Origin of the sequence: Martinezella lusitana (genome assembly GCF_014207095.1) — a bacterium.
GTDB classification, from domain to species: domain Bacteria; phylum Pseudomonadota; class Alphaproteobacteria; order Rhizobiales; family Rhizobiaceae; genus Rhizobium; species Rhizobium lusitanum_B.
The window spans coordinates 57987-78945 of sequence record NZ_JACHBG010000022.1 but is presented as its reverse complement, the minus strand read 5'-3'; the positions used below and the strand labels follow the sequence as shown (position 1 = coordinate 78945).

At 60.5% G+C, this 20959-nt stretch carries 23 protein-coding genes; 15 read left to right on the top strand and 8 right to left on the bottom strand.

Features of this window, described 5'->3' with window-relative positions; translation table 11 throughout:
* Positions 1 to 121 precede the first annotated feature (121 nt).
* Genes GGD46_RS27955 through GGD46_RS27945 form a run of 3 tightly spaced genes read left to right on the top strand, consistent with a single transcriptional unit; the run spans position 122 to position 3152 of the window.
* Positions 122 to 715: a shikimate kinase gene (locus GGD46_RS27955; protein ID WP_184710016.1), complete on the top strand. Its 594-nt coding sequence runs from the start codon at positions 122 to 124 to the stop codon at positions 713 to 715.
* Complete coding sequence (gene aroB / locus GGD46_RS27950; protein ID WP_184710014.1) at positions 712 to 1842, top strand: 3-dehydroquinate synthase; 1131 nt, start codon at positions 712 to 714, stop codon at positions 1840 to 1842. Before GGD46_RS27955 ends, aroB begins: the two co-directional genes overlap by 4 nt.
* Positions 1842 to 3152 carry an HlyC/CorC family transporter gene (locus GGD46_RS27945; protein ID WP_184710012.1) on the top strand — a complete coding sequence of 437 codons (1311 nt, stop codon included), beginning with the start codon at positions 1842 to 1844 and terminating at the stop codon, positions 3150 to 3152. The genes aroB and GGD46_RS27945 overlap by 1 nt, the downstream gene beginning before the upstream one ends.
* Before the next feature lie 15 nt (positions 3153 to 3167).
* On the opposite strand, the gene GGD46_RS27940 is transcribed toward GGD46_RS27945, so the two are convergent.
* Positions 3168 to 3455 (bottom strand): BolA family protein, encoded by a 288-nt coding sequence (locus tag GGD46_RS27940; protein ID WP_184710010.1) that lies wholly within the window; start codon positions 3453 to 3455, stop codon positions 3168 to 3170.
* Between the two features lie 106 nt (positions 3456 to 3561).
* Between GGD46_RS27940 and GGD46_RS27935 the strand changes: the two genes are divergently transcribed.
* From GGD46_RS27935 to GGD46_RS27915, 5 genes are all read left to right on the top strand, one after another.
* A complete protein-coding gene (locus GGD46_RS27935; protein ID WP_184710008.1) occupies positions 3562 to 4182 on the top strand; it encodes a J domain-containing protein in 621 nt (206 codons plus the stop codon).
* Positions 4183 to 4489: 307 nt separating this feature from the next.
* Positions 4490 to 5479, top strand: a complete 990-nt coding sequence (gene cobS / locus GGD46_RS27930) for a cobaltochelatase subunit CobS (protein WP_184710006.1) — start codon at positions 4490 to 4492, stop codon at positions 5477 to 5479.
* A 17-nt stretch (positions 5480 to 5496) separates the two neighbouring features.
* Positions 5497 to 7398, top strand: a complete 1902-nt coding sequence (gene cobT, locus GGD46_RS27925) for a cobaltochelatase subunit CobT (RefSeq protein WP_184710004.1) — start codon at positions 5497 to 5499, stop codon at positions 7396 to 7398.
* Positions 7399 to 7436: 38 nt separating this feature from the next.
* Positions 7437 to 8501, top strand: a complete 1065-nt coding sequence (locus GGD46_RS27920; RefSeq protein ID WP_184710002.1) for an esterase-like activity of phytase family protein — start codon at positions 7437 to 7439, stop codon at positions 8499 to 8501.
* A 103-nt stretch (positions 8502 to 8604) separates the two neighbouring features.
* Positions 8605 to 9357 carry an alpha/beta fold hydrolase gene (locus GGD46_RS27915; RefSeq protein ID WP_184710000.1) on the top strand — a complete coding sequence of 251 codons (753 nt, stop codon included), beginning with the start codon at positions 8605 to 8607 and terminating at the stop codon, positions 9355 to 9357.
* 108 nt (positions 9358 to 9465) lie between these two features.
* Here the strand turns inward: GGD46_RS27915 and GGD46_RS27910 are convergent, their stop codons facing one another.
* Both GGD46_RS27910 and rpmB read right to left on the bottom strand, forming a co-directional pair.
* Positions 9466 to 10101, bottom strand: a complete 636-nt coding sequence (locus GGD46_RS27910; RefSeq protein ID WP_184709998.1) for a queuosine precursor transporter — start codon at positions 10099 to 10101, stop codon at positions 9466 to 9468.
* Between the two features lie 114 nt (positions 10102 to 10215).
* Entirely contained in the window at positions 10216 to 10515 is a 300-nt protein-coding gene (rpmB, locus tag GGD46_RS27905; protein ID WP_184709996.1) for a 50S ribosomal protein L28, read from the bottom strand.
* Between the two features lie 237 nt (positions 10516 to 10752).
* Between rpmB and GGD46_RS27900 the strand changes: the two genes are divergently transcribed.
* Together GGD46_RS27900 and GGD46_RS27895 are read left to right on the top strand one after the other, a co-directional pair.
* Complete coding sequence (locus GGD46_RS27900; RefSeq protein WP_184709993.1) at positions 10753 to 11529, top strand: DUF3108 domain-containing protein; 777 nt, start codon at positions 10753 to 10755, stop codon at positions 11527 to 11529.
* Positions 11530 to 11569: 40 nt separating this feature from the next.
* Positions 11570 to 12469: a DMT family transporter gene (locus GGD46_RS27895; protein WP_184709991.1), complete on the top strand. Its 900-nt coding sequence runs from the start codon at positions 11570 to 11572 to the stop codon at positions 12467 to 12469.
* A 21-nt stretch (positions 12470 to 12490) separates the two neighbouring features.
* Here the strand turns inward: GGD46_RS27895 and GGD46_RS27890 are convergent, their stop codons facing one another.
* The 3 genes from GGD46_RS27890 to gloB form a co-directional block, all read right to left on the bottom strand.
* Complete coding sequence (locus GGD46_RS27890; protein ID WP_313206338.1) at positions 12491 to 13648, bottom strand: alpha/beta hydrolase-fold protein; 1158 nt, start codon at positions 13646 to 13648, stop codon at positions 12491 to 12493.
* Positions 13649 to 13773: 125 nt separating this feature from the next.
* Entirely contained in the window at positions 13774 to 14199 is a 426-nt protein-coding gene (locus GGD46_RS27885; protein WP_184709989.1) for a cupin domain-containing protein, read from the bottom strand.
* Positions 14199 to 14969, bottom strand: coding sequence for a hydroxyacylglutathione hydrolase (gloB, locus tag GGD46_RS27880; RefSeq protein ID WP_184709987.1), 771 nt, complete (start codon positions 14967 to 14969; stop codon positions 14199 to 14201). The genes GGD46_RS27885 and gloB overlap by 1 nt, the downstream gene beginning before the upstream one ends.
* Positions 14970 to 15057: 88 nt before the next feature.
* On the opposite strand from gloB, the gene GGD46_RS27875 reads away from it, so the two are divergent.
* The 4 genes from GGD46_RS27875 (at position 15058) to GGD46_RS27860 (ending at position 18395) form a co-directional block, all read left to right on the top strand.
* A complete protein-coding gene (locus GGD46_RS27875; RefSeq protein ID WP_184709985.1) occupies positions 15058 to 15801 on the top strand; it encodes a class I SAM-dependent methyltransferase in 744 nt (247 codons plus the stop codon).
* Between the two features lie 102 nt (positions 15802 to 15903).
* The gene (hisC, locus tag GGD46_RS27870; protein ID WP_184709983.1) at positions 15904 to 17013 is read left to right on the top strand and encodes a histidinol-phosphate transaminase; all 1110 of its coding nucleotides are present in this window, start codon (positions 15904 to 15906) and stop codon (positions 17011 to 17013) included.
* Positions 17010 to 17939, top strand: coding sequence for a prephenate/arogenate dehydrogenase family protein (locus GGD46_RS27865; RefSeq protein ID WP_184709982.1), 930 nt, complete (start codon positions 17010 to 17012; stop codon positions 17937 to 17939). The genes hisC and GGD46_RS27865 overlap by 4 nt, the downstream gene beginning before the upstream one ends.
* A 27-nt stretch (positions 17940 to 17966) precedes the next feature.
* Positions 17967 to 18395 (top strand): GNAT family N-acetyltransferase, encoded by a 429-nt coding sequence (locus GGD46_RS27860; protein ID WP_184709980.1) that lies wholly within the window; start codon positions 17967 to 17969, stop codon positions 18393 to 18395.
* A gap of 106 nt (positions 18396 to 18501) precedes the next feature.
* Here GGD46_RS27860 and GGD46_RS27855 read toward each other — a convergent pair whose 3' ends face one another.
* Entirely contained in the window at positions 18502 to 19515 is a 1014-nt protein-coding gene (locus tag GGD46_RS27855; RefSeq protein WP_184709978.1) for a DUF2125 domain-containing protein, read from the bottom strand.
* Positions 19516 to 19565: 50 nt separating this feature from the next.
* Between GGD46_RS27855 and GGD46_RS27850 the strand changes: the two genes are divergently transcribed.
* Positions 19566 to 20099 (top strand): gamma-glutamylcyclotransferase, encoded by a 534-nt coding sequence (locus GGD46_RS27850; protein WP_184709976.1) that lies wholly within the window; start codon positions 19566 to 19568, stop codon positions 20097 to 20099.
* A gap of 49 nt (positions 20100 to 20148) precedes the next feature.
* On the opposite strand, the gene GGD46_RS27845 is transcribed toward GGD46_RS27850, so the two are convergent.
* Positions 20149 to 20952 (bottom strand): lysophospholipid acyltransferase family protein, encoded by an 804-nt coding sequence (locus tag GGD46_RS27845; protein ID WP_184709974.1) that lies wholly within the window; start codon positions 20950 to 20952, stop codon positions 20149 to 20151.
* Positions 20953 to 20959: the final 7 nt, after the last annotated feature.

Genomic DNA, 20959 nt, shown 5'->3' with positions numbered 1-20959 from the left:
CGCAAAAATCATATCCATCAAGCGTTAGCGAAAGGATATTGCAGACATGTTTACGCGGCGGCGTCTTGACGCTACCGGCGCATTTGACGATACCGTTTCCAAAGAAATAGTGAATGGGCCAATGAGTGAACAAGTCCTGACCCTTGCAGAAAGCCTCAGAGACAAGGCGCGCGCAGCGCTCGGCCGGCGTAATCTTGTTCTCGTGGGATTGATGGGGGCGGGTAAGTCCTCGGTCGGCCGGCTGGTTGCGCAGCAGCTTGGCATTCCCTTCGTTGATACGGATGCGGAGATCGAGCGCGTATCGCGCATGACGATTACCGAGCTTTTCGCCACTTATGGCGAGCAGGAGTTCCGCGCGCTGGAGACGCGCGTCATCAAGCGGCTGTTGCGGGGTGGTCCGCGCGTGGTTTCGACCGGCGGCGGCGCTTTCATCAACGACAACACGCGGCAGCACATCAAGCGCGGCGGCCTTTCCGTCTGGCTCAACGCCGATCTCGACGTGCTCTGGGAGCGGGTCAACAAGCGTGATACGCGCCCGCTGCTGAAGACCGAAAATCCGAAACAGACCCTCGAGAACCTGATGAATGCGCGCTATCCGATCTATGCGGAAGCCGATCTTACGGTTCTGTCCCGCGATGTGAGCAAGGAAGTCATGGCCAAGGAAGTCCTTGCCGCCATCGTCGAGGGTAAGCAAGCAGAAAGCCAAATGCCATGAATGCGATTAGCCCGGCCCCCGCGGAGCGCCTCGTGCGCGTGCCTCTCGGCGAGCGCGCCTATGATATCCTGATCGGCCCGGGCCTGATCGCCAGAGCCGGTCGCGAAATAGCTGCACGGCTGAAAGGTCGCAGGGCAGCCGTCATTACCGACGAAAACGTTGCGCCATATTATCTGAATGCACTGCTTGCCAGCCTTGAGGCCGAGGGCATCCAGGCATCCAGCCTGGTGCTGCCGGCGGGCGAGAAGACCAAGAGCTTCGAACATCTGATTACCGTCTGCAACGCCGTGCTGACCGCGCGGGTTGAGCGCAACGACGCCGTGATCGCGCTCGGCGGCGGCGTCATCGGCGATCTCTCGGGCTTTGCCGCAGGCATCGTGCGCCGCGGCGTTCGCTTCGTGCAGATCCCGACCTCGCTCCTGTCGCAGGTGGATTCCTCCGTGGGCGGCAAGACCGGCATCAATACCCATCACGGCAAGAACCTTGTCGGCGTCTTCCACCAGCCCGATCTGGTGCTGGCGGATATTGATGTGCTGAATACGCTGAGCGAACGCGAATTTCGCGCTGGCTATGCGGAAGTCGCCAAATACGGCCTGATCGACAAGCCGGATTTCTTCGCCTGGCTTGAGACGAACTGGAAGCAGGTCTTTGCCGGCGGTGCCGCCCGCATCGAGGCGATCGCCGCGAGCTGCCAGGCGAAATCCGATGTCGTCGTTGCCGACGAGCGGGAAAATGGCCCGCGCGCCCTGCTCAATCTCGGCCATACTTTCGGCCACGCGCTGGAGGCCGCGACCGCCTATGACAGCAGCCGGCTGGTGCACGGCGAAGGTGTCTCCATCGGCATGGTGCTGGCGCATGAGTTTTCTGCCCGCCTCAATCTGGCAAGCCCCGATGACGCCAAGCGCGTCGAGGCGCATCTGAAGGCCGTCGGTCTGCCGACCCGGATGAGCGATATCCCAGGCGAGCTGCCGTCCGCGGAAGTGTTGATGGACGCGATTGCGCAGGACAAAAAGGTCAAGGGCGGCAAGCTTACCTTCATCCTTACTCATGGCATCGGTCAGTCCTTCATTGCCGATAATGTACCGTCGTCCGAAGTCCTGAGCTTCCTTAAGGAAAAGCATCCCTGATGACGATAGAGGGCACGCTGGCTGTCTTGTTGGAATACTGGCCCGAGATACTTTCGATCGTCGCGCTCGTGCTGCTATCGGCCTTCTTTTCCGGTTCGGAGACGGCGCTGACAGCCGTTTCGCGCAGCCGCATTTATACGCTGGAAGCCAATGGTGATGCGCAGGCGGGTATCGTACGGCGCCTGATCGAGCGCCGCGACCGTCTTATCGGCGCGCTGCTGATCGGCAACAATCTCGCCAACATCCTCTCGTCTTCGCTTGCGACCAGTGTGTTTCTCGGTCTCTTCGGCGCTTCGGGTGTCGCCCTTGCGACCATCGCCATGACCGTCATCCTCGTCATCTTCGCCGAAGTGCTGCCGAAGAGCTGGGCAATTTCCACACCCGATCGCTTTGCCTTGAACGTGGCCGGTACGGTACGGCTCTTCGTTGCCGTCGTCGGCCCGGTGTCGAGCTTCGTCAACGCCATCGTCCGCTGGATTCTCGGCATTTTCGGTATCAACCTCTCGAGGGAGGTGTCGATGCTGTCGGCGCATGAGGAACTGCGCGGCGCGGTCGATCTGCTGCACCGCGAGGGCTCGGTGGTCAAGGCGGACCGCGACCGTCTGGGCGGTGTGCTCGACCTCGGCGAGCTGGAACTTTCCGACATCATGGTGCATCGCACGGCGATGCGCGCCATCAATGCCGACGATCAGCCGGAATTGGTCGTGCGCGCCATCCTCGATAGCCCCTACACACGCATGCCGCTCTGGCGCGGCACGATCGACAACATCATCGGCGTCGTGCACGCCAAGGATCTGCTGCGGGCGCTGGCGGAGCCGAATGTCGAGCCGGAAAACCTCGATATCGTCAAGATTGCACAAAAGCCGTGGTTCGTGCCCGACAGCACCAATCTCGAAGACCAGCTCAACGCCTTCCTGCGTCGCAAGCAGCATTTCGCCGTCGTCGTCGACGAATATGGCGAGGTGCAGGGCATCGTGACGTTGGAGGATATTCTCGAGGAAATCGTCGGCGACATCGCCGACGAGCACGATCTCGACATTCAGGGTGTTCGGCAGGAGGCCGACGGTTCGATCGTCGTCGATGGTGTCGTGCCGATTCGCGACCTCAACCGTGCGCTCGACTGGAACCTGCCCGACGAGGAGGCAACGACGATTGCCGGTCTCGTCATCCACGAATCGATGACCATTCCCGAGGAGCGGCAGGCCTTCACCTTCTACGGCAAACGCTTCATCGTCATGAAACGCGAAAAGAACCGCATCACCAAGCTGCGCATCCGTCCCGCCGAGACGGAAGAGGTGAAGCCGCAGTAGGAATATTGTCTGCTGCTACCAGCGAACGGCTTCTCCGGGTGCTGCCGGCTCCACGGCTAGCGCGTGCAGCCCGGCATCCAGCTCGGGCTTCAGCAAGTCATTGATCGCCCTGTGACGGGCAAGCCGCGGCATGCCGGCGAACTTGGCAGAAACGATGCGAACTCTTATATGGGTCTCGCCGGTTCCGGTCATGTCCGGCTGATGGCCGGCATGCAGGTGGCTCTCATTGATGACGGCAAGGCGCTCTGGCGCGAACGCATCCTTGAGCTTCGCCTCAATGCGGGATTGTAGTGTCGTTTCCATATTCCCGCGTCGACCTCGCTCACGAAAAAGGCTCCCACAAAGCCTATAACATTCCTGTTTGTCAATTCTTGTTGTGGGGTATCCAAGGCCTCATAATTAGGACGCCATGAGACTTGATTCAAAATATTTCGATCGTATCCGCACCCGCCGTAAACGCGCGCAGGAGCCTGAGCAAGGCCCGCCGACGTGCCAGTGGGACGGTTGCGACAAGCACGGTACGCATCGCGCCCCTGTCGGGCGCAATGCGGAAGGGCAGTTCTTTTTGTTCTGCTTCGAGCACGTCAAAGAATATAACAAGGGGTATAATTATTTCTCCGGCCTCTCCGATGGGGAGATTGCGCGCTACCAGAAGGAAGCGATTACCGGACATCGTCCGACCTGGACTGTCGGCGTCAACAAGGCCGCCAAGAACAGCCCGCTGCAGTCGGATATTCGCTCCGGCTCCTATTCCCGCGTGCGGGATCCTTTCGGCTTCGTCAAGGAAGGAGAAGGGCAGGGGCGCGGCCCGCGTTTCCCGGAGCAGCGCAAGCTGAAATCGCTCGAGGCGAAGGCATTCGACACGATGGGCCTCGGCGCCACCGCCACCGCGCCCGAAATCAAGCGCCGCTACAAGGAATTGGTGAAAATGCACCATCCGGATGCCAATGGCGGCGACCGCGGCTCGGAGGAGCGCTTCCGCGCGGTCATACAGGCCTATCAATTATTGAAACAGAACGGTTTTTGTTAATTCCTGTCCTTGCTCTCCGCCTTCAATCAGGTATGGTCCAAATCGGCTGAAGCCGCGGGCGACCGCGGCAGGGTGTGCTTTTGGCTGGCGTCACCTCGGCCGACTTTCCGGACGCGGCGTTTCTTGTCCGGGACTCTGTTCAAGGATGCTCGCAAGCGATCATTTCATCGCGCCGAGATTTTGCTTTAGTCCCGGAGAAGTATCGCCGCTGTTCCGACCGAACGGATGCGGGCAACAAGCTGCGGCGTTTCGGAAAAATGGCTGAGATTGATATGGCAGGGTGAACGCCACCCGCCCTGGAGACATGATGAGCAAGATTGACCTTGATATTTCCGAGATTCCCGACACCACCGTTTCGGTCCGTGAAGTCTTCGGCATTGATTCCGACATTCGCGTTCCCGCCTATAGCAAGGGCGGCGCCTACGTACCCGATCTCGACGCGGACTATCTCTTCGACCGCGAGACCACGCTCGCCATCCTCGCGGGCTTCGCCCACAATCGCCGCGTGATGATCTCCGGCTATCACGGCACCGGCAAATCCTCCCACATCGAGCAGGTTGCCGCGCGCCTCAACTGGCCGTGCGTGCGTATCAACCTCGATAGCCATGTCAGCCGTATCGATCTCGTCGGCAAGGATGCGATCGTCGTCAAGGACGGGCTGCAGGTCACTGAATTCAAGGACGGTATTCTGCCCTGGGCCTACCAGCACAATGTCGCACTCGTCTTCGACGAATACGATGCCGGCCGTCCGGACGTGATGTTCGTCATCCAGCGCGTTCTGGAATCCTCAGGCCGCCTGACCCTGCTCGACCAGAGCCGCGTCATTCGTCCTCACCCGGCCTTCCGCCTGTTTGCGACCGCCAACACGATCGGCCTCGGTGACACCACCGGCCTCTATCACGGCACGCAGCAGATCAACCAGGCGCAGATGGACCGCTGGTCTATCGTGACGACGCTGAACTATCTGCCGCACAACAACGAAGTCGATATCGTGCTGGCGAAGGTGAAGTCCTTCCGCACCGAGAAGGGCCGCGACACCGTTTCCAAGATGGTGCGCGTTGCCGACCTGACGCGTGCGGCCTTCATGAACGGCGACCTCTCGACCGTCATGAGCCCGCGCACCGTCATTACCTGGGCTGAGAATGCAGAGATCTTCGGCGACGTCGCCTTTGCCTTCCGCGTGACCTTCCTCAACAAGTGCGATGAGCTGGAGCGGCCGCTGGTCGCCGAGCACTATCAGCGCGCCTTCGGCGTCGAGCTGAAGGAAAGTGCTGCCAACATCGTGCTCGAAGCCTAAGGAAAAGCCGACACATCATGTCAGGTCGCGGAGATAATTCCAAAGCGAAGCCGGGTGCCCCGGTGGACATGGAGCCGTTGCGCCGGGCGATCACAGGCTGCGTGCGCTCGATCGCCGGCGATGCCGAGGTCGAAGTTGCATTCGCCAATGAACGTCCGGGGATGACCGGTGAGCGTATCCGCTTGCCGGAACTTTCGAAGCGGCCGACAACACATGAGCTCGCGGTAACCCGCGGGCTTGGCGATTCGATGGCGCTGCGTCTAGCCTGTCATGACGCCCGCGTCCATGCCGTCATGGCGCCGCAGGGGTCCGATGCCCGCAGCATCTTCGATGCCGTCGAGCAGGCCCGTGTGGAATCGATCGGCTCGCTGCGGATGAGCGGCGTTGCCGCGAACATCAGTTCGATGAATGCGGAAAAATACGCCAAGGCGAATTTCTCCGGTATCGAGCGGCAGGAAGATGCGCCGATCGGCGAAGCCATGGCGATGATCGTGCGCGAGAAGCTGACCGGTCAGAAGCCACCGGAAAGCGCCGGCAAGGTTCTCGACCTCTGGCGCCCCTTCATCGAGGAAAAGACCGGCGGCGAACTCGACAATCTGCTGTCTGCCATCAACGACCAGCAGAGCTTTGCCCGCGTCATCCGCAACATGCTGTCGGCCATGGAAATGGCTGAGGAATATGGCGACGAGCAGTCCGAGCCTGACAGCGAAGACCAGCAGAGCGAAGAAGACAAGCCGAACGGCGAAGATCAGGATAACGACGACGTCAAGGAAGACGAAGGCTCCGATGCCGCGCCGGCCGAAGACAGCGAAGCCTCCGACGAGCAGATGGAGGATGGCGCGACCGAAGACGGCGGCGAGATCTCCGACGACGACATGAGCGAAGAGGGCGAGGAGGATTCGGAAACGCCGGGCGAGACCCGCCGTCCGAACACGCCTTTCGCCGACTTCAACGAAAAGGTCGACTATCACGTCTACACCGAGGAGTTCGACGAGACCACGACCGCACAGGAACTATGCGACGTGGCCGAGCTCGAGCGCTTGCGCGCCTTCCTCGACAAGCAGCTTGCGCATCTGCAGGGTGCCGTGGGCCGGCTTGCCAACCGGTTGCAGCGCCGCCTCATGGCGCAGCAGAACCGCTCGTGGGATTTCGATCTGGAAGAGGGTTATCTCGATCCGGCGCGCCTGACGCGCTTGATCATCGACCCGATGCAGGCGCTGTCCTTCAAGATGGAGCGCGATACGCAGTTCCGCGATACGGTCGTGACGCTGCTGATCGACAATTCCGGCTCGATGCGTGGGCGGCCGATCACCGTTGCGGCCTCCTGTGCGGACATTCTTGCCCGGACGCTCGAGCGCTGCGGCGTGAAGGTCGAGATTCTCGGCTTCACCACCAAGGCCTGGAAGGGCGGACAGGCGCGCGAGAAGTGGCTTGCCAGCGGTAAGCCGCAGACACCGGGTCGTCTGAACGATCTGCGTCACATCATCTACAAGTCTGCGGACGAGCCTTATCGCCGGTCACGCAGCAATCTTGGCCTGATGATGCGCGAGGGCCTGCTCAAAGAGAATATCGACGGCGAAGCACTGATCTGGGCGCATAACCGCCTGCTCGGTCGCCGCGAACAGCGTCGTATCCTGATGATGATTTCGGACGGCGCGCCGGTCGATGATTCGACGCTGTCGGTCAATCCGGGCAATTATCTGGAACGGCATCTGCGCGCTGTCATCTACCAGATCGAGACGCGTTCCCCTGTCGAACTGCTGGCGATCGGCATCGGTCACGACGTGACGCGCTACTATCGCCGCGCCGTCACGATCGTCGACGCCGACGAGCTTGCCGGCGCCATGACCGAGCAACTTGCCTCGCTGTTCGAGGACCAGGCAAGCATGCCGCGTTCGCGCATGCGCCGCGCAAGCTGAGCCCGCTCCGGCTTCCTTTCGCATCGGCCTGCGGGCCGATGCCATTCTTTGCCGATACCTGCCGCAAGGGCTGGCGTGCCACGGTGTCCTACATCATTCTGACAGCGATGCTGGCATTGCCGCTTGCTGGATGCGATGCCGCAGACAAGGCCGACGATGGCGGTCCGGCCAATATCCGTGCGAACGTCATCTCAACCTTCAGGCCTGGTTCGCAGCAAACGCAGTTCGGAGCTCTGGAGTTTATCGGCGGTCTTGAGCTTAGCTCGGACAATGCGCTTTTAGGTGCCATCTCAGCTATCCGCCTTCGTCCCGATCAGCGGCATTTCGTTTCGGTGCTGGATACCGGGCACTGGCTGACGGGTGCCATAGAGCGCGATGAGAAGGGGCGGCTGAAAGGCATTGCCGAGGCACGCATCATGCCGATGATGGATCGCCGCGGCAGCATCGATGCGGGAACAGGTGCGATGGACGCCGAGGGCCTGGCGTTGCGTGACGATCATGTCCTCGTGAGTTATGAGCAATATCATCGCGTCGATATCTATCCCGATCCGGGTTTCGAGATTTCACCGCCGGACAATAGCTTGCCGATCCCCATTCCGAGGCTGCAGCTGCGTTCCAACCGCAGCCTCGAAGCGCTGATGATCGCGCCGCAATCGAGCCCGCTTGCCGGAGCGGCCGTCATCATCACGGAAGATAGCCTCGATGAGCAGGGCAACATGGTGGCCGCCGTTCTCGACGGCCCGCTGCACGGTCGCTTCGCAGTCCGCCATTATGATGGTTTCGACGTCAGCGACGGCGTCTTCCTGCCTGATGGCGACCTCTTGTTGCTGGAGCGGCGCTTCGGGCTGGCACATGGTCTTGGCGTGCGCATCCGCCGCATTGCCGGCGCGGATATCAAGCCGGACGCCGTGGTGGACGGCAAGGTGATCTTCGAGGCCAACGCCCGGGACCAGATCGATAATATGGAAGGCATAGACGTTTTTCGCGCCGCCGATGGCTCCCTTCACCTCATTCTGATCTCGGACGATAACCATTCGATCCTGCAGCGCAGTCTGATGCTGGAATTTCGCTTACGTGACGAAGATCTCGTCAGTCAAAACTAGAGCCGACGCAGACCGATTTTATTCTCAGCACCGAACTGCCGCATTGAGGAAATTTTTGTGACGAGCTAAGCGACGCTTTGCTCCAACAATGGGATTCTCCGACATGTCTATTCCCAACAAACCTATCGTCCTGGTGCATGGGCTTTTTGGCAGCCTGAATGATCCCAAGATCTTGGCTGCTTTCGGCAATGCCGAGATTCATGCTCCGGATCTTATTGGCTATGGCCGCAACCGTAGGGCAAATACCGGTAGCCTGACCCTTCTCGATCAAGCGCGCCACATCGCAGATTTCATATCCGGTATTGGTGCGGGCAAGGTGCATCTGGTTGGACATTCGGTCGGTGGTGCGGTTTCGGTGCTCGTCGCCCGGCATTTTCCCGAGCTCGTCGAATCGCTGACGAGTGTTGAAGGCAATTTGACCTTGAAGGATGCGTTCTGGTCGGGGCAGATTGCCGTGAAGCCGGACGAGGAAGTGGCTCGCATCGTCTCCGGCTATCAGGCCGATCCGGACGCGTGGATTGCCGGTGCCGGCGTGCAGATCAACGAATGGACGTCGTCACTTGCGAGAGCTTGGCTTGCGAATCAGCCGGCGTCGACCATCAAAGCACAGGCCAAGGCGGTTGTGGCGGCGACGGGAGAAGCCGTTTATCTCGATGCTATCCGCAGTGTCCTGCAGTCCGACATTCCCGTCTATCTCATCGCCGGGCGTCGTTCCGCGGAAGGTTGGGATGTTCCCGATTGGGCGAATGATCTCTGCACGGCGCGGCTCAATATCGCCGACACCGGCCATTTGATGATGGCGGAAGATCCGGCCGCATTCGCGGCCGCCGTTCTGACCTGCCTATCTTATCGCTAGAGCAACGCCAGGAAAAGCGCCCAGCGGTTTTCCGTCCGGAATGCGCAAATGCTCTTAGAGAGTGTTTCGGCGCGTACCGAGAGCGATCCGCGCCGAACAATTAACCGCTCAGGCGGTAGGCGCCTGCGATATCGGCTTCAGGGTGTTCATCAGTGCGCCATAGGGCAGCAGCATGACAAGGCCGACGGTCACCTTCACCGAGAAATCGCCGATCGCCCAGGAAATCCAACGCGGTGCCGAGGTGGCGAAGGTGCCAAGGATCGGCGCCCAATCGATCGCGAAAGGATCGTTCGGCCCGAAGAAGACGAAGAAGGGCGCAAAAGCAAATGAGAAGAAGATCATCGTATCCAGCGTCGAGCCGATCAGCGAGCCGAACAGGGGGGCGCGCCACCAGGCCATGCGGCGCAGGCGGTTGAAGACCGAGATATCGAGCAGCTGGCCGGCGAGATAGGCCGAGCCGGAGGCAATCGCGATGCGAGGCTGTGCCGTATAGAACGACAGGGCGACGCCGACGACGAAGCCGGTAAACACCACCTTGCGCGCAGCCTTCGGGCCGAACTGGCGATTGGTCAAATCAGTGATGAGGAAGGCGACAGGATAGGTGAAAGCGCCCCAGGTCAGGATATCCGCAAGATTGATGCCGGCTAGCGTGGCCTGCAGCGGATACTGCACGAGGATATTGGAGGCGACGACGACCAGCGTCATCAGCATAACGTAGACAAGGGTATGACGTGCTGTCAGCATTTTTTTATCCTGGGAGATGCCACCAGTTGAAATAAACCGGACATGGAAAAAGGCCTGAGCGGATCCTATCCGTACAAGCCTCTTAGCCGGTATGATGTCGCGAAACGCTAGTGCTTAGGCAGCAACAGCAGCTTCAGCAGACTTCTTGACGATCTGACGACGCAGCAGGCGAGCGCGCATACTGAGTTCGTTTTCGCTTGCCTTGATGAGGAAAGAGTCGAGACCGCCGCGATGTTCGACCGAGCGAAGCGCTGCAGCGGAAACGCGCAGGCGATAGCGCTGGCCGAGAACGTCGGAGATCAGCGTGACCTGGCAGAGGTTCGGCAGGAACCGACGCTTGGTCTTGTTGTTGGCGTGGCTAACGTTGTTGCCCACGAGGACGGCCTTGCCGGTCAATTCACACATGCGGGACATGGTACACCTACTTTTGTTTTTCTCGGCCATCGGATAAACATCCCGGGCAACACCCGGCACGCAATCCAACGGGCCATAATTGGAAAGTTGCGGTTCTATAGTCAGAGAGGCCGGCCGCGTCAAGCCAAACCTTGTGTTTTCCCGCAATTCCGTCAAAAAGCTGCTGTTGTCTGGCGCTCGCAGCGGGCGGACATCGTATCTATATATCCTGCCTGATCCTCGTTGAAGGCCCTGATCATGGTTCAAATTCGGAAGTGGCTTCTTATTTCAGCAATCGTTGCGTCGATGCCGTCGGTGGCATTGGCCGACGTGCTGCGGCATGAAACGCGCTATCGCGTTTCACTGGCCGGCCTGCCGATCGCCAGGGCGGATTTCAAGACCGAGGTCACCGGAAAGCAATTCACCATCCGCGGCAATATCACCTCCGCGGGGCTTGCAGATCTCGTGACATCGATCGATGCCAGGACCGATGTGACCGGGGTCGTCGACGACAACAAGCTGCAGGCTTCGCACTACACGCTCTTCTACAAGAGTGGGAAGAAGGAACGCACCTATGACGTTGCCTATACCAATGGCAGCGTAACCTCGAACACGATTACGCCGGAGCCGAAGCGGCCGGACAACTGGGTGCCCATCACCGACGCGGACTTGAAATCCGTGCTTGATCCGATTTCCGGAATGATCTTTCCGATCACGCCAAGCCTCAATCTCTGCAACCAGACGCTGGCTGTTTTCGACGGCGAGATGCGGATGGATCTGAAACTGTCGCCGAAGGGCTCGCATCCTTTTTCGACCGATGGTTTCAAGGGCAAGACGGTTGCCTGCGGCGTGCGATTCACGCCGAAGAGCGGCTACAAGAGCACACGTAAGGATTATCTCTATCTCGCCAAGAGCGACAATATGGAGATCTGGTTTGCCAAGGCGGATGCCATGAATGTATATGCTCCAGTCTACGTCCGCATACCGACGCAATACGGGACGGTGACGATTACGGCCGTGAAATACGGCAGCTAGCGGGCCGGAGGATGTCCGCGGTAACGAGCTGGGGGCAGGGGTGAAGTTTCGCGCGACATTGACGGGTTTTTCGGCCATCCTGATGTGGTCGTTCCTGGCGCTTTTGACGGTGGCGTCCGGCAAGATGCAGCCATTTCAGCTGCTCGCCATCTGCTTTGCCATCGGCAGCATTCCAGGCATCGTCGTCCTGCTGCTGAAACCGGAGCGTTTGCAATTGCTTCGGCAGCCGGCAAAGGTCTGGATCACGGGCATCGTCGGCCTGTTCGGCTATCATTTCCTGTATTTTACCGCGCTGCGCCATGCGCCGGCGGTGGAAGCAGGGCTCATCGCCTATCTCTGGCCGCTGTTGATCGTCGTCGGCTCTGCATTGCTCCCCGGCGAGCGGCTGCGCTGGTATCATATCGTCGGCGCGCTCATGGGATTGGCGGGCACGGTCCTCATAGTCGGGCGCAACGGCTTTCATTTCGAAGGTGCCTATGCGGTCGGCTACGGGGCGGCGTTCCTGTGTGCCTTCACCTGGTCCGGCTATTCGCTGATCACGCGTCGCTTCGAGGCGGTTTCAACCGATGTCGTCACCATCTTCTGCCTCGTCACGGCAATCCTTTCCTTCTTCTGCCATCTCGGCCTTGAGGAGACGATCTGGCCGGAGAGCGCAGGGCAATGGGTGGCCGTGCTCGGGCTTGGCCTTTTTCCCGTTGGAGCGGCCTTCTATGCCTGGGACTATGGCGTCAAGAACGGCGACATCCAGATTCTCGGAGCGGCGAGCTATGCCGCACCGCTGCTGTCGACGCTGATCCTGACACTGTTTGGTTTCGCGGAGCCGAGCTGGGGCATTGCGCTTGCCTGCCTGCTCGTGACCGGCGGCGCCGTGCTCGCCGCTCACCGCATGATACTGCGCCGGGAGAGCGCACAATCGGCACAGGCGGAAGCGGCGGAATAGTTCCGCCGCCATCGTTTCCCGCTATTTCTTGAAGACCTTCTCCAGGAAGGCCACGAGCGACGGCCGCCAGACAGCCATCTCATGCTGGAGCTCTGGATATTCGTGATATTCGTGCTTGATCTTCTTCTCTTCGAGCGTCGCCTTCAGGCCGGTCACGTCCTTGCCGACGACGTCGTCCCTGCTACCGACCGTCACTGTGAAATTGCGTAGCGCCTTGTTGATCTTCTCCGGCTCGTTCAGCGCCGCATCGACAGCCTTGTTCGGTGAGCTCACGGTGCTAACGCCGCTGAAGGTCGCGACCCAGGCGAAGGTGCCGAGATGCGAGAGGCCGGAGACAAGGGCCTGGTAGCCGCCCTGCGAAAGACCGGCGACGGCGCGGCCGTCCGCATCGTTCCGCACCCGATAGTGTTGCTTCATATAGGGAATCAGGTCTTCGACAAGCTCGCGATCGGCGGCTTCGGCATTGGCAGGAAAGAACACCTTGCGGATGTCCGAAGCGGGCATGTTCTCGGCGATCGCATCCGGCACGTCGGTTTCCGTGTCGGGGATCACGACAATCATCGGTTCGATCTTTTTCTCGGCGAGGAGATTATCGAGGATCTGCGGCGCGCGCCCTTGCGCAACCCATGAGCCGACCGTGTCGCCGAAGCCGTGATAGAGATAGAGTACAGGCAGCGGCTTGGAGGCGGCGTTATAGCCGGGCGGCGTGTACACATACATCTGCCGTTCCGAGTTCAGCGCCTTGGAATGCAGGGTCACCAGCCGCAGGTCGCCATGCGGCACCTTCCGGATGTCGAGAATGCTGCCGGGTACGAGGATGAGGCTGGTATTGACGTGCCGCTGCGGCTTCGGCGCGTTGGTGCCGGTGTCGATGCTGCGGAAGCCGTCGATGTTGAAGTAATACTCGTAGAGATCGGGCTTCAGGACCTCGGTCTTCGCGCTCCAGGTGCCGTCGTCGCTTTTTTGCATGGCGATGGGATCGCGCGCGCCGAGGCCGACGGAGACGGCCTTCGCTGAAGGGGCGAAAAGGCGGAACGTGATCGAGCCGTCCGTCTCAACCGAGGTCACGAAGTTCTTCAGAGGCTTTTCGCCCGGCGGCGACGCCGGCGCATCAAGGGCAAATGCAGGCGCGCTCATGACGCAGCCTGCAGCGACGAGCAAGGATAACAACAACCGCACGAAAAAACCTCCTCCGGATGAACCACTCTTCTCTCTCCCCGTGTAAAACTGAGACAGCGCCGCGCTTTTTCAAGGCTGTCGCTCCGCGCCGTCCTGTCGCGTGATATCAACGAAAGGTAAGGGGTTCAGCTTGAGGCTGGTTTCCAGTCCGGCGGTGCCATCTCGAAGCTCGAGAATTCGAAACCGGGCGCGACGGTGCAGCCGACAAGCGTGAATTCGCCGAGGCTTTCTGCCGATTGCCACCAGTTGGTCGGAATGATGGCCTGCGGCCGTTCGCCCTTTGCGAGATCGAGGCCGAGCACCAGCGTCTCGCTGGCTTTGCCGTCGGCGGAACGATGCAGTGCAAGCGGTGCACCGGCATAGTAATGCCAGATCTCGGCTGCATCGCGCACCCGGTGCCAATGCGAGCGCTCGCCGGCTTCGAGCAGATAGTAGATCGCGGTGGAATGGCCGCGTGCGCCGCCATTTTCGTCGCGAAACGTTTCCACGTACCAGCCGCCTTCCGGATGCCGCTGCATCGAAAGCGTTTCGATGATCTCTTTCACCTGCATCAGAAATTGTCCTTGCGCTTACGGATCTCGGCGAAGACTTCGTCGTTGCCGCGAGTTTCCATCAGCAGGTTGCGACGGATCGAGGGATCGGCGGCGCGCAGGAACGGGTTGGTTTCCTTCTCCAGCGCCAGCGTTGTCGGGATGGTGAACTTGCCGGCGGCCCTCAGCGCCTCGATATCGGCCGCGCGCGCCCGCAGCCGTTCGTTGTCGGGGTCGATGCTCAGTGCGAAGCGAGCATTGGAGAGCGTGTATTCATGGCCGAAATAGACGGCCGTCTCATCGGGCAGCATGGCCAGCTTTTGCAGCGAAGCCCACATGTCGGCTGGCGTGCGCTCGAACAGGCGGCCGCAGCCGAGCGCAAACAGCGTGTCGGCGGCAAAGAGCAGCTTGTCGTCGGCGAAGTGATAGCAGATATGACCGGCGGTATGGCCGGGCGTTTCTATGACATTGACCGTATGACCGGCGAACTCGAAGGTGTCGCCGTCACCGACGGCGCGATCGAGGCCCGGAATAGCGACGGCTTCATTGATCGGGCCGATGATCTCGCAGCCGAACTGCTCCTTCAATGCCAGATTGCCTTCGACGTGGTCGGTGTGATGATGGGTCGTCAGGATGTGGCTAAGCGTCCAGCCGCGACGCTCGGCCGCCTTCAGGATCGCATTTGCGTCCGGAGCGTCGATCGATGCCGTCTGCCCGGTTTCCGGATCATGGACCAAGACGCCGTAATTGTCGGAACGGCAGATAAATATCTCTAATTCCAATGGTTTCATGATTGAAATCGTCCTCGTCTTTTACGTTGGTAGAGAATGTAAGTCGTTCGGCCTTGAAGTCCAACGCTCGGCTGATAACATTTGTTCGATGCACGCCGATATTGTCGATCTCCGCCAGTTTTATCATTCCGAGCTCGGCCGTTTGGCGGAGCAGTCGATTGCCATGGCGCTTTCCTCCATCTGGGCGCGCATGCCGGAAGAGCGGCTTGTCGGCCTCGGCTACGCCGTTCCCTATCTCGACCGCTTCCGCGCCGATACCGAGCGCACCTTTGCCTTCATGCCGGCAGGGCAGGGCGCGGTGAACTGGCCGCTGGGCTCCGCATCGTCCACGGCGCTGATATTCGACGAAGAGCTGCCGCTGCCCGACAGCTCGATCGACCGGGTGCTGATGGTGCATTCGCTCGAATTCGCCGAGAGCCCGCGGGAGACGCTGAAAGAGCTTTGGCGTGTGCTGGCGCCGGGCGGCCGTCTTGTCATCGCGGTGCCGAACCGCCGAGGCGTCTGGGCGCGCATGGAGCACACGCCCTTCGGCTCCGGCCGGCCCTATTCGCGCGGCCAGCTGACCTCGCTGCTCAGGGAAACCAATTTCACGCCCGGTGCGACAGCGGAAGCGCTGTTCTTCCCGCCTTCCAAACTGCGCACCATTCTGAGCCTACGCCGCGCCTTCGAAAGGGTCGGCCGTACGCTCTGGCCGGCTTTTTCCGGGGTCATCATCGTCGAGGCGCAGAAGCGGCTCTATCAGGGCCTGCCTGTCGCCGTGCGCGCATCGCGCCGCGTCTTCGTGCCTGTCCTTGCACCGCGCGGTATTCCGACGACGCGCGACGGCGCCTGATACGATCGATGCGGCGCTGACCCTCGACAAAACCGCGTTTCCGCTTTAATGCGACGGGGTGTTTCAAGACGGAATTTTCCGCCCCTTTACAAGGTCGATCCCATGAGCATGGAAATGAGCAAGCCCGTCCCGCGTTCCGGTATTCTCGATATCGCTGCCTATGTGCCGGGCAAGGAGCATGCGCCGGGCGTCGAGCGCGTCTTCAAGCTCTCTTCCAACGAGACGCCGCTTGGCGCCAGCCCCAAGGCCATCGAAGCCTTCCGTGCGGCTGCCGGCCAGCTGGAGCGTTATCCTGACGGTCAGGCCAAGGAGCTGCGTCAGGCGATCGCCGACGTACACGGGCTGAACATCGCCAATATCATCTGCGGCAATGGTTCCGACGAGCTGCTGGGCCTGCTTTGCCACACCTACCTCGGCACGGGCGATGAAGGCATCATCACCGAGCATGGATTCCTGGTCTACAAGATCCAGATCATGGCCGCCGGCGCGACGCCCGTCACCGTCAAGGAGAAGGATTGCACCGTCGACGTCGATGCGATCCTTGCTGCCGTTACCAAAAAGACCAAGATGGTCTTCATCGCCAATCCCGGCAACCCGACCGGCACCTATGTCCCGGTTAGCGAAATTCGCCGGTTGCAGGCAGGCCTGCCGAAGTATGTCATCCTCGTGCTCGACGCCGCCTATGCCGAATATGTCCGCCGCAACGATTACGAAGCCGGCCTCGAGCTCGTTTCGGCCAACCAGAACGTCGTGATGACCCGTACCTTCTCGAAGGTCTATGGGCTTGCGGCATTGCGCGTCGGCTGGATGTACGCGCCGGTCGATATCATCGACGCCGTCAACCGTGTGCGCGGTCCGTTCAACATGAACAGCGCCGCGATTGCCGCCGGAGCTGCTGCCGTTCGCGACCAGGCCTTCACGGCTGACACAGTCGCATTCAATTTGCAGTGGCTCGAGAAGGTCACGGCTGCGCTTGAAGCCATTGGTCTCAAGGTCACGCCGTCGGTTACCAACTTCGTTCTCATCCATTTCCCCGATGTCGATGGCAAGCGCGCCGTCGAGGCTGACGATTTTCTCACCAGCCGCGGCTACATCGTGCGCGCTGTGCGCGCCTATGGCTTCCCGAATTCGCTGCGTATGAGCATCGGCACCGAAGAAGCCAATCTCGGCTTCATCGATGCGCTAACGGAGTTTATGGGACGCAAGGCATGAGCAGCATCAAGTTCGATCGCATCACGCTGATCGGCATCGGCCTGATCGGCTCCTCCATCGCTCATGACCTCAAGCGGCTTGGCCTTGCCAAGGAAGTGGTGATCTCGACGCGCAGCACCGAAACGCTGAAGCGCGCCGAGGAGCTGAAACTGGGCGACCGTTATACGCCGTCCTCGGCCGAAGCGGTCAAGGGTGCCGACCTCGTCATCGTCTCGGTGCCTGTGGGAGCCTCGGAGAGCGTCGCTAGGGAAATTGCTGCTCATCTGAAGCCGGGCGCCATCGTGACCGACGTCGGTTCGACCAAGGCGTCGGTCATTGCGCAGATACAGCCGCATATGCCATCCAACGTGCACTTCATTCCAGGCCACCCGTTGGCCGGCACGGAGAAATCAGGGCCTGATGCCGGCTTTCCCGGATTGTTCAAGGGGCGCTGGTGCATCTTCACGCCAGTTCCGGGCACCGACGAAGCCGCGATCAAGACGCTGCGCGATTTCTGGGAAACCTTGGGTTCCCGTGTCGACGAGATGGACCCGGAACACCATGACAAGGTGCTGGCGATCGTCTCGCATCTGCCGCATCTCATCGCCTACAATATCGTCGGCACCGCCGATGATCTGGAGACGGTGACCGAGTCGGAAGTCATCAAATATTCGGCCTCCGGCTTCCGCGATTTTACCCGCCTTGCCGCATCCGATCCGACCATGTGGCGTGACGTCTGCCTGCACAATCGCGATGCGATCCTCGAAATGCTGTCGCGCTTTTCGGAAGATCTCGCATCGCTGCAGCGGGCGATCCGCTGGGGTGAGGGCGACAAGATTTTCGAACTCTTCACCCGTACCCGCGCCATCCGCCGTTCGATCGTCGAGGCCGGTCAGGACGTCGACGCGCCGGATTTCGGCCGTCATGCCCTGGATACGAAGGAATAGGCAGCCTTACGCGACGGAGGGGCGCTCATGATCGTCAGACGCGGGCGCTCCGAAGATTTGCCTTGGCTCATCGAGCACGATGATGCGAGCGATGATTGGATCAAGCGCTGCATCCAGTTCGAAGAATATTTCGTTGTCGAGCTTGATGGTGAACTCGCCGGCTTCCTGCGATTCAGCCGCTTCTGGGGCAAGATACCCTATATGGACATGATCCGCGTACTGCCTTCGCTACAGCGTTCCGGCGCGGGTACGGCTCTCTTTCGGGCCTGGGAAAGGGCCATGGTGGGAGAAGGCGCGCAGCACCTGATGACCTCAAGCGAATGGGCGGAAGCCGAGCCTCAGGCTTGGCATCGCCGCAATGGGTTCAAGGCCGCAGGGAGCATCGATCTTCGTATTTTCCAGTCGAGCCCGGAGATATTCTTCCTGAAGGACATCTCGGGCACGCCTGAGGCATAAGGTGTTTGCGCTTTTCCCTAGAATCGCAGAAACGCTCCATCCTCTTACTTCCTAGGCACTCCGGACGGAGAACCGGCCTGTACGTTTCCCAAGTGTGCTTCTGAGTTCAGATCGGCGGAATTTTGCCGAGCGGAATGAAGCCGCTGAGCGAGAGGCGACCGCGATCAGCCGTCAGATCGACGGAGACCTTGTCGGCGCCGCTGGCCAGAGCCCTCAGCATCTTCGTTGCCGTCTTGATGATGTTCTTCGCGGCGGGAAGCGTTGTGCTCAGACTATCGCCCCAAGGACCGATTTGATTGATCTCAAGCTTGAACTGGCCGGACAACAAGCCGTCCTCGTCGAAATTGAAGGGGCCGGAGAGCGTCATGACGCGGCCGTCGCCGATGTCGATGACGGCTTGGTGCAGGACACCCGCGGCGCCGTGAAGGCCTTCGCGATCGCTGCCGTCGAGCAATCCCGCCTTGCCCGATAGCGTCAGGTTGGCGCTGGTCGAAGCGGTGGGCAGCGTCTGCGGGAAGTCCTTTATCACCGCGTTGGCGTTTTCGATGCCGATCGCGAAATCCAGATCGTCGCCGTTCTGGCTCGCGTGCATTTCAGTGCGGGCGGCGGTCAGGTTGGCGCTCTGGCCTGTGAAGGACGAGACGATGGCTGCCTTCAGCCCGTTTATGACGGCCTGGCTCTGCGCGACGCCGCGACCTTTGGCAACAAGGCTTGATTGTAGATCCGTCCATTCCGCCGATACCGTCAGGCCCTCGGTCGTGCGCAATTCTGCCGGCGACTTGAGGCTCCAGTTGACGTGGTTGGGCTGGAACACCGGTGCCGATGCGCTCAGCATGTCGAAGTTGGCCGAGACGCCTCTGGTCTGGTTGTCTACCGTCACCGTGTCGCAGGTCAGCCCGATGGAGAAGGGGAAGCCGTTGAAAGCCATGTTCTCGCATTTGCCTGCAATGCCGGCGCTGTTCTGCTGGCCGAGCGCCTTCAGAACGTTGGATCTTACGAAGCCGGTCGCGTAATACCATCCCCCGGTATAGAGCGCGGCGAGGACGACCAACAGACCGAGCAGAACGAGCCAAAGACGTTTGCCTCGGCCGGTTGCTACGCTCTGGCTTGACGCTGCCATGTTGTTCTCCAATGGTTGTACTGAAGCTTCATAGTGATTTGGCGTTGGATATGGACGAATTTTGGGTATTTGGCTACGGATCCCTCATGTGGAATCCGGGCTTTGATTATGACGAGCGGGCCGAGGCCCTGATTTTCGGTTATCGTCGTTCGCTCTGCGTCCGTTCCTGGGTCCATCGCGGCAGCGAAGAGAGCCCCGGCCTGGTGCTTGGGCTCGATCGCGGCGGGTCCTGCCGTGGCATGGCTTTTCGCATTCTAGCCTCCGCTTGGGACGAGGTGATCGCGTATCTGCGAGAGCGCGAACTCGTCACCAATGTCTATCTGGAAAAGACGCTGCCGATCAGGCTTGCCGACGGGCGGCGGGTGACCGCTGTCGCCTATGTCGTCGACCGCAACCACAGGCAATATGCCGGTGCGCTCGATGCTATCGAGGCCGCGCATATCGTCGAATCAGCCAGCGGCCAATCCGGTCCGAACGATGCCTACGTCTTCAATACGCTGGCGCATCTGCGCCAGATGGGCATTCGCGATCAATGGCTTGAGCATGTTGTCGATGAAGTGGAGCGGATGCGGGAAGCATCGTGATTGACGCCTATCCGGCGCAATGCCGCTGCTCCCTTCTGCACGGCGGGTGTTAAACAGCCGCCGCCGCTACCTTTGCCTTGCCGATTTCCGCCAGACGTCGGGCGGCTGTCGGCGGGATGGGAAGATGCGGGTTATCGGCGATGGTTTCGACCAGCAATTCGTCGCTTGCCCTTTCCGTCTCCTCGATCAGCCGCGCGAAGAAGACATCCGGGTCCAGCCCCGGCTCGATCGGCGGCAGGATGCGCACCTTGAGGTGGCCGGGATATTTGCGGAAGGTGCGGCGAGGCCAGAACAGGCCGGGGTGCATGGCAACCATGACGACGGGAATTCCGAGGTCGCGATACATGCGGGCGATGCCATATTTGTAGACAGGCTCGGCGCCCGGCGGGCGGCGCGTGCCTTCCGGATAGATGATCAGCTGGCGGCCGGTAGCGAGTTCTTCGCGCGTGCGCTTCAGTACGTCGAACATCACCTTGCCGCGCGCGCTGCGATCCACCGGGATCATTCGCTGCTTGCCGGCATACCAGCCGAACAGCGGGATCCACATCAGCTCGCGCTTGAGGATATAGACGGGGTCGTCGAGATAGGGGAGCAGCGCGAAGGTATCCCAGAAGGACTGGTGCTTCGGCGCAAAGATATAGCTGCCTTTCGGGATGTTCTCGAGGCCCTCGATCTCGAAAGTCGTGCCGACGATCTTTTCCATCAGCCAGGTGCTGGACTTCGCCCATGCCTTGGGGATTGCGTAGGCCGCCTTGCGCGGCATCAGGAAATAGATGGGCGTCAAAACGATCATGCGAATGATCAGATTGGCATAGAAGGCTACGTTGAACAGAATCGAACGCAATGTAATCATCGAGGCT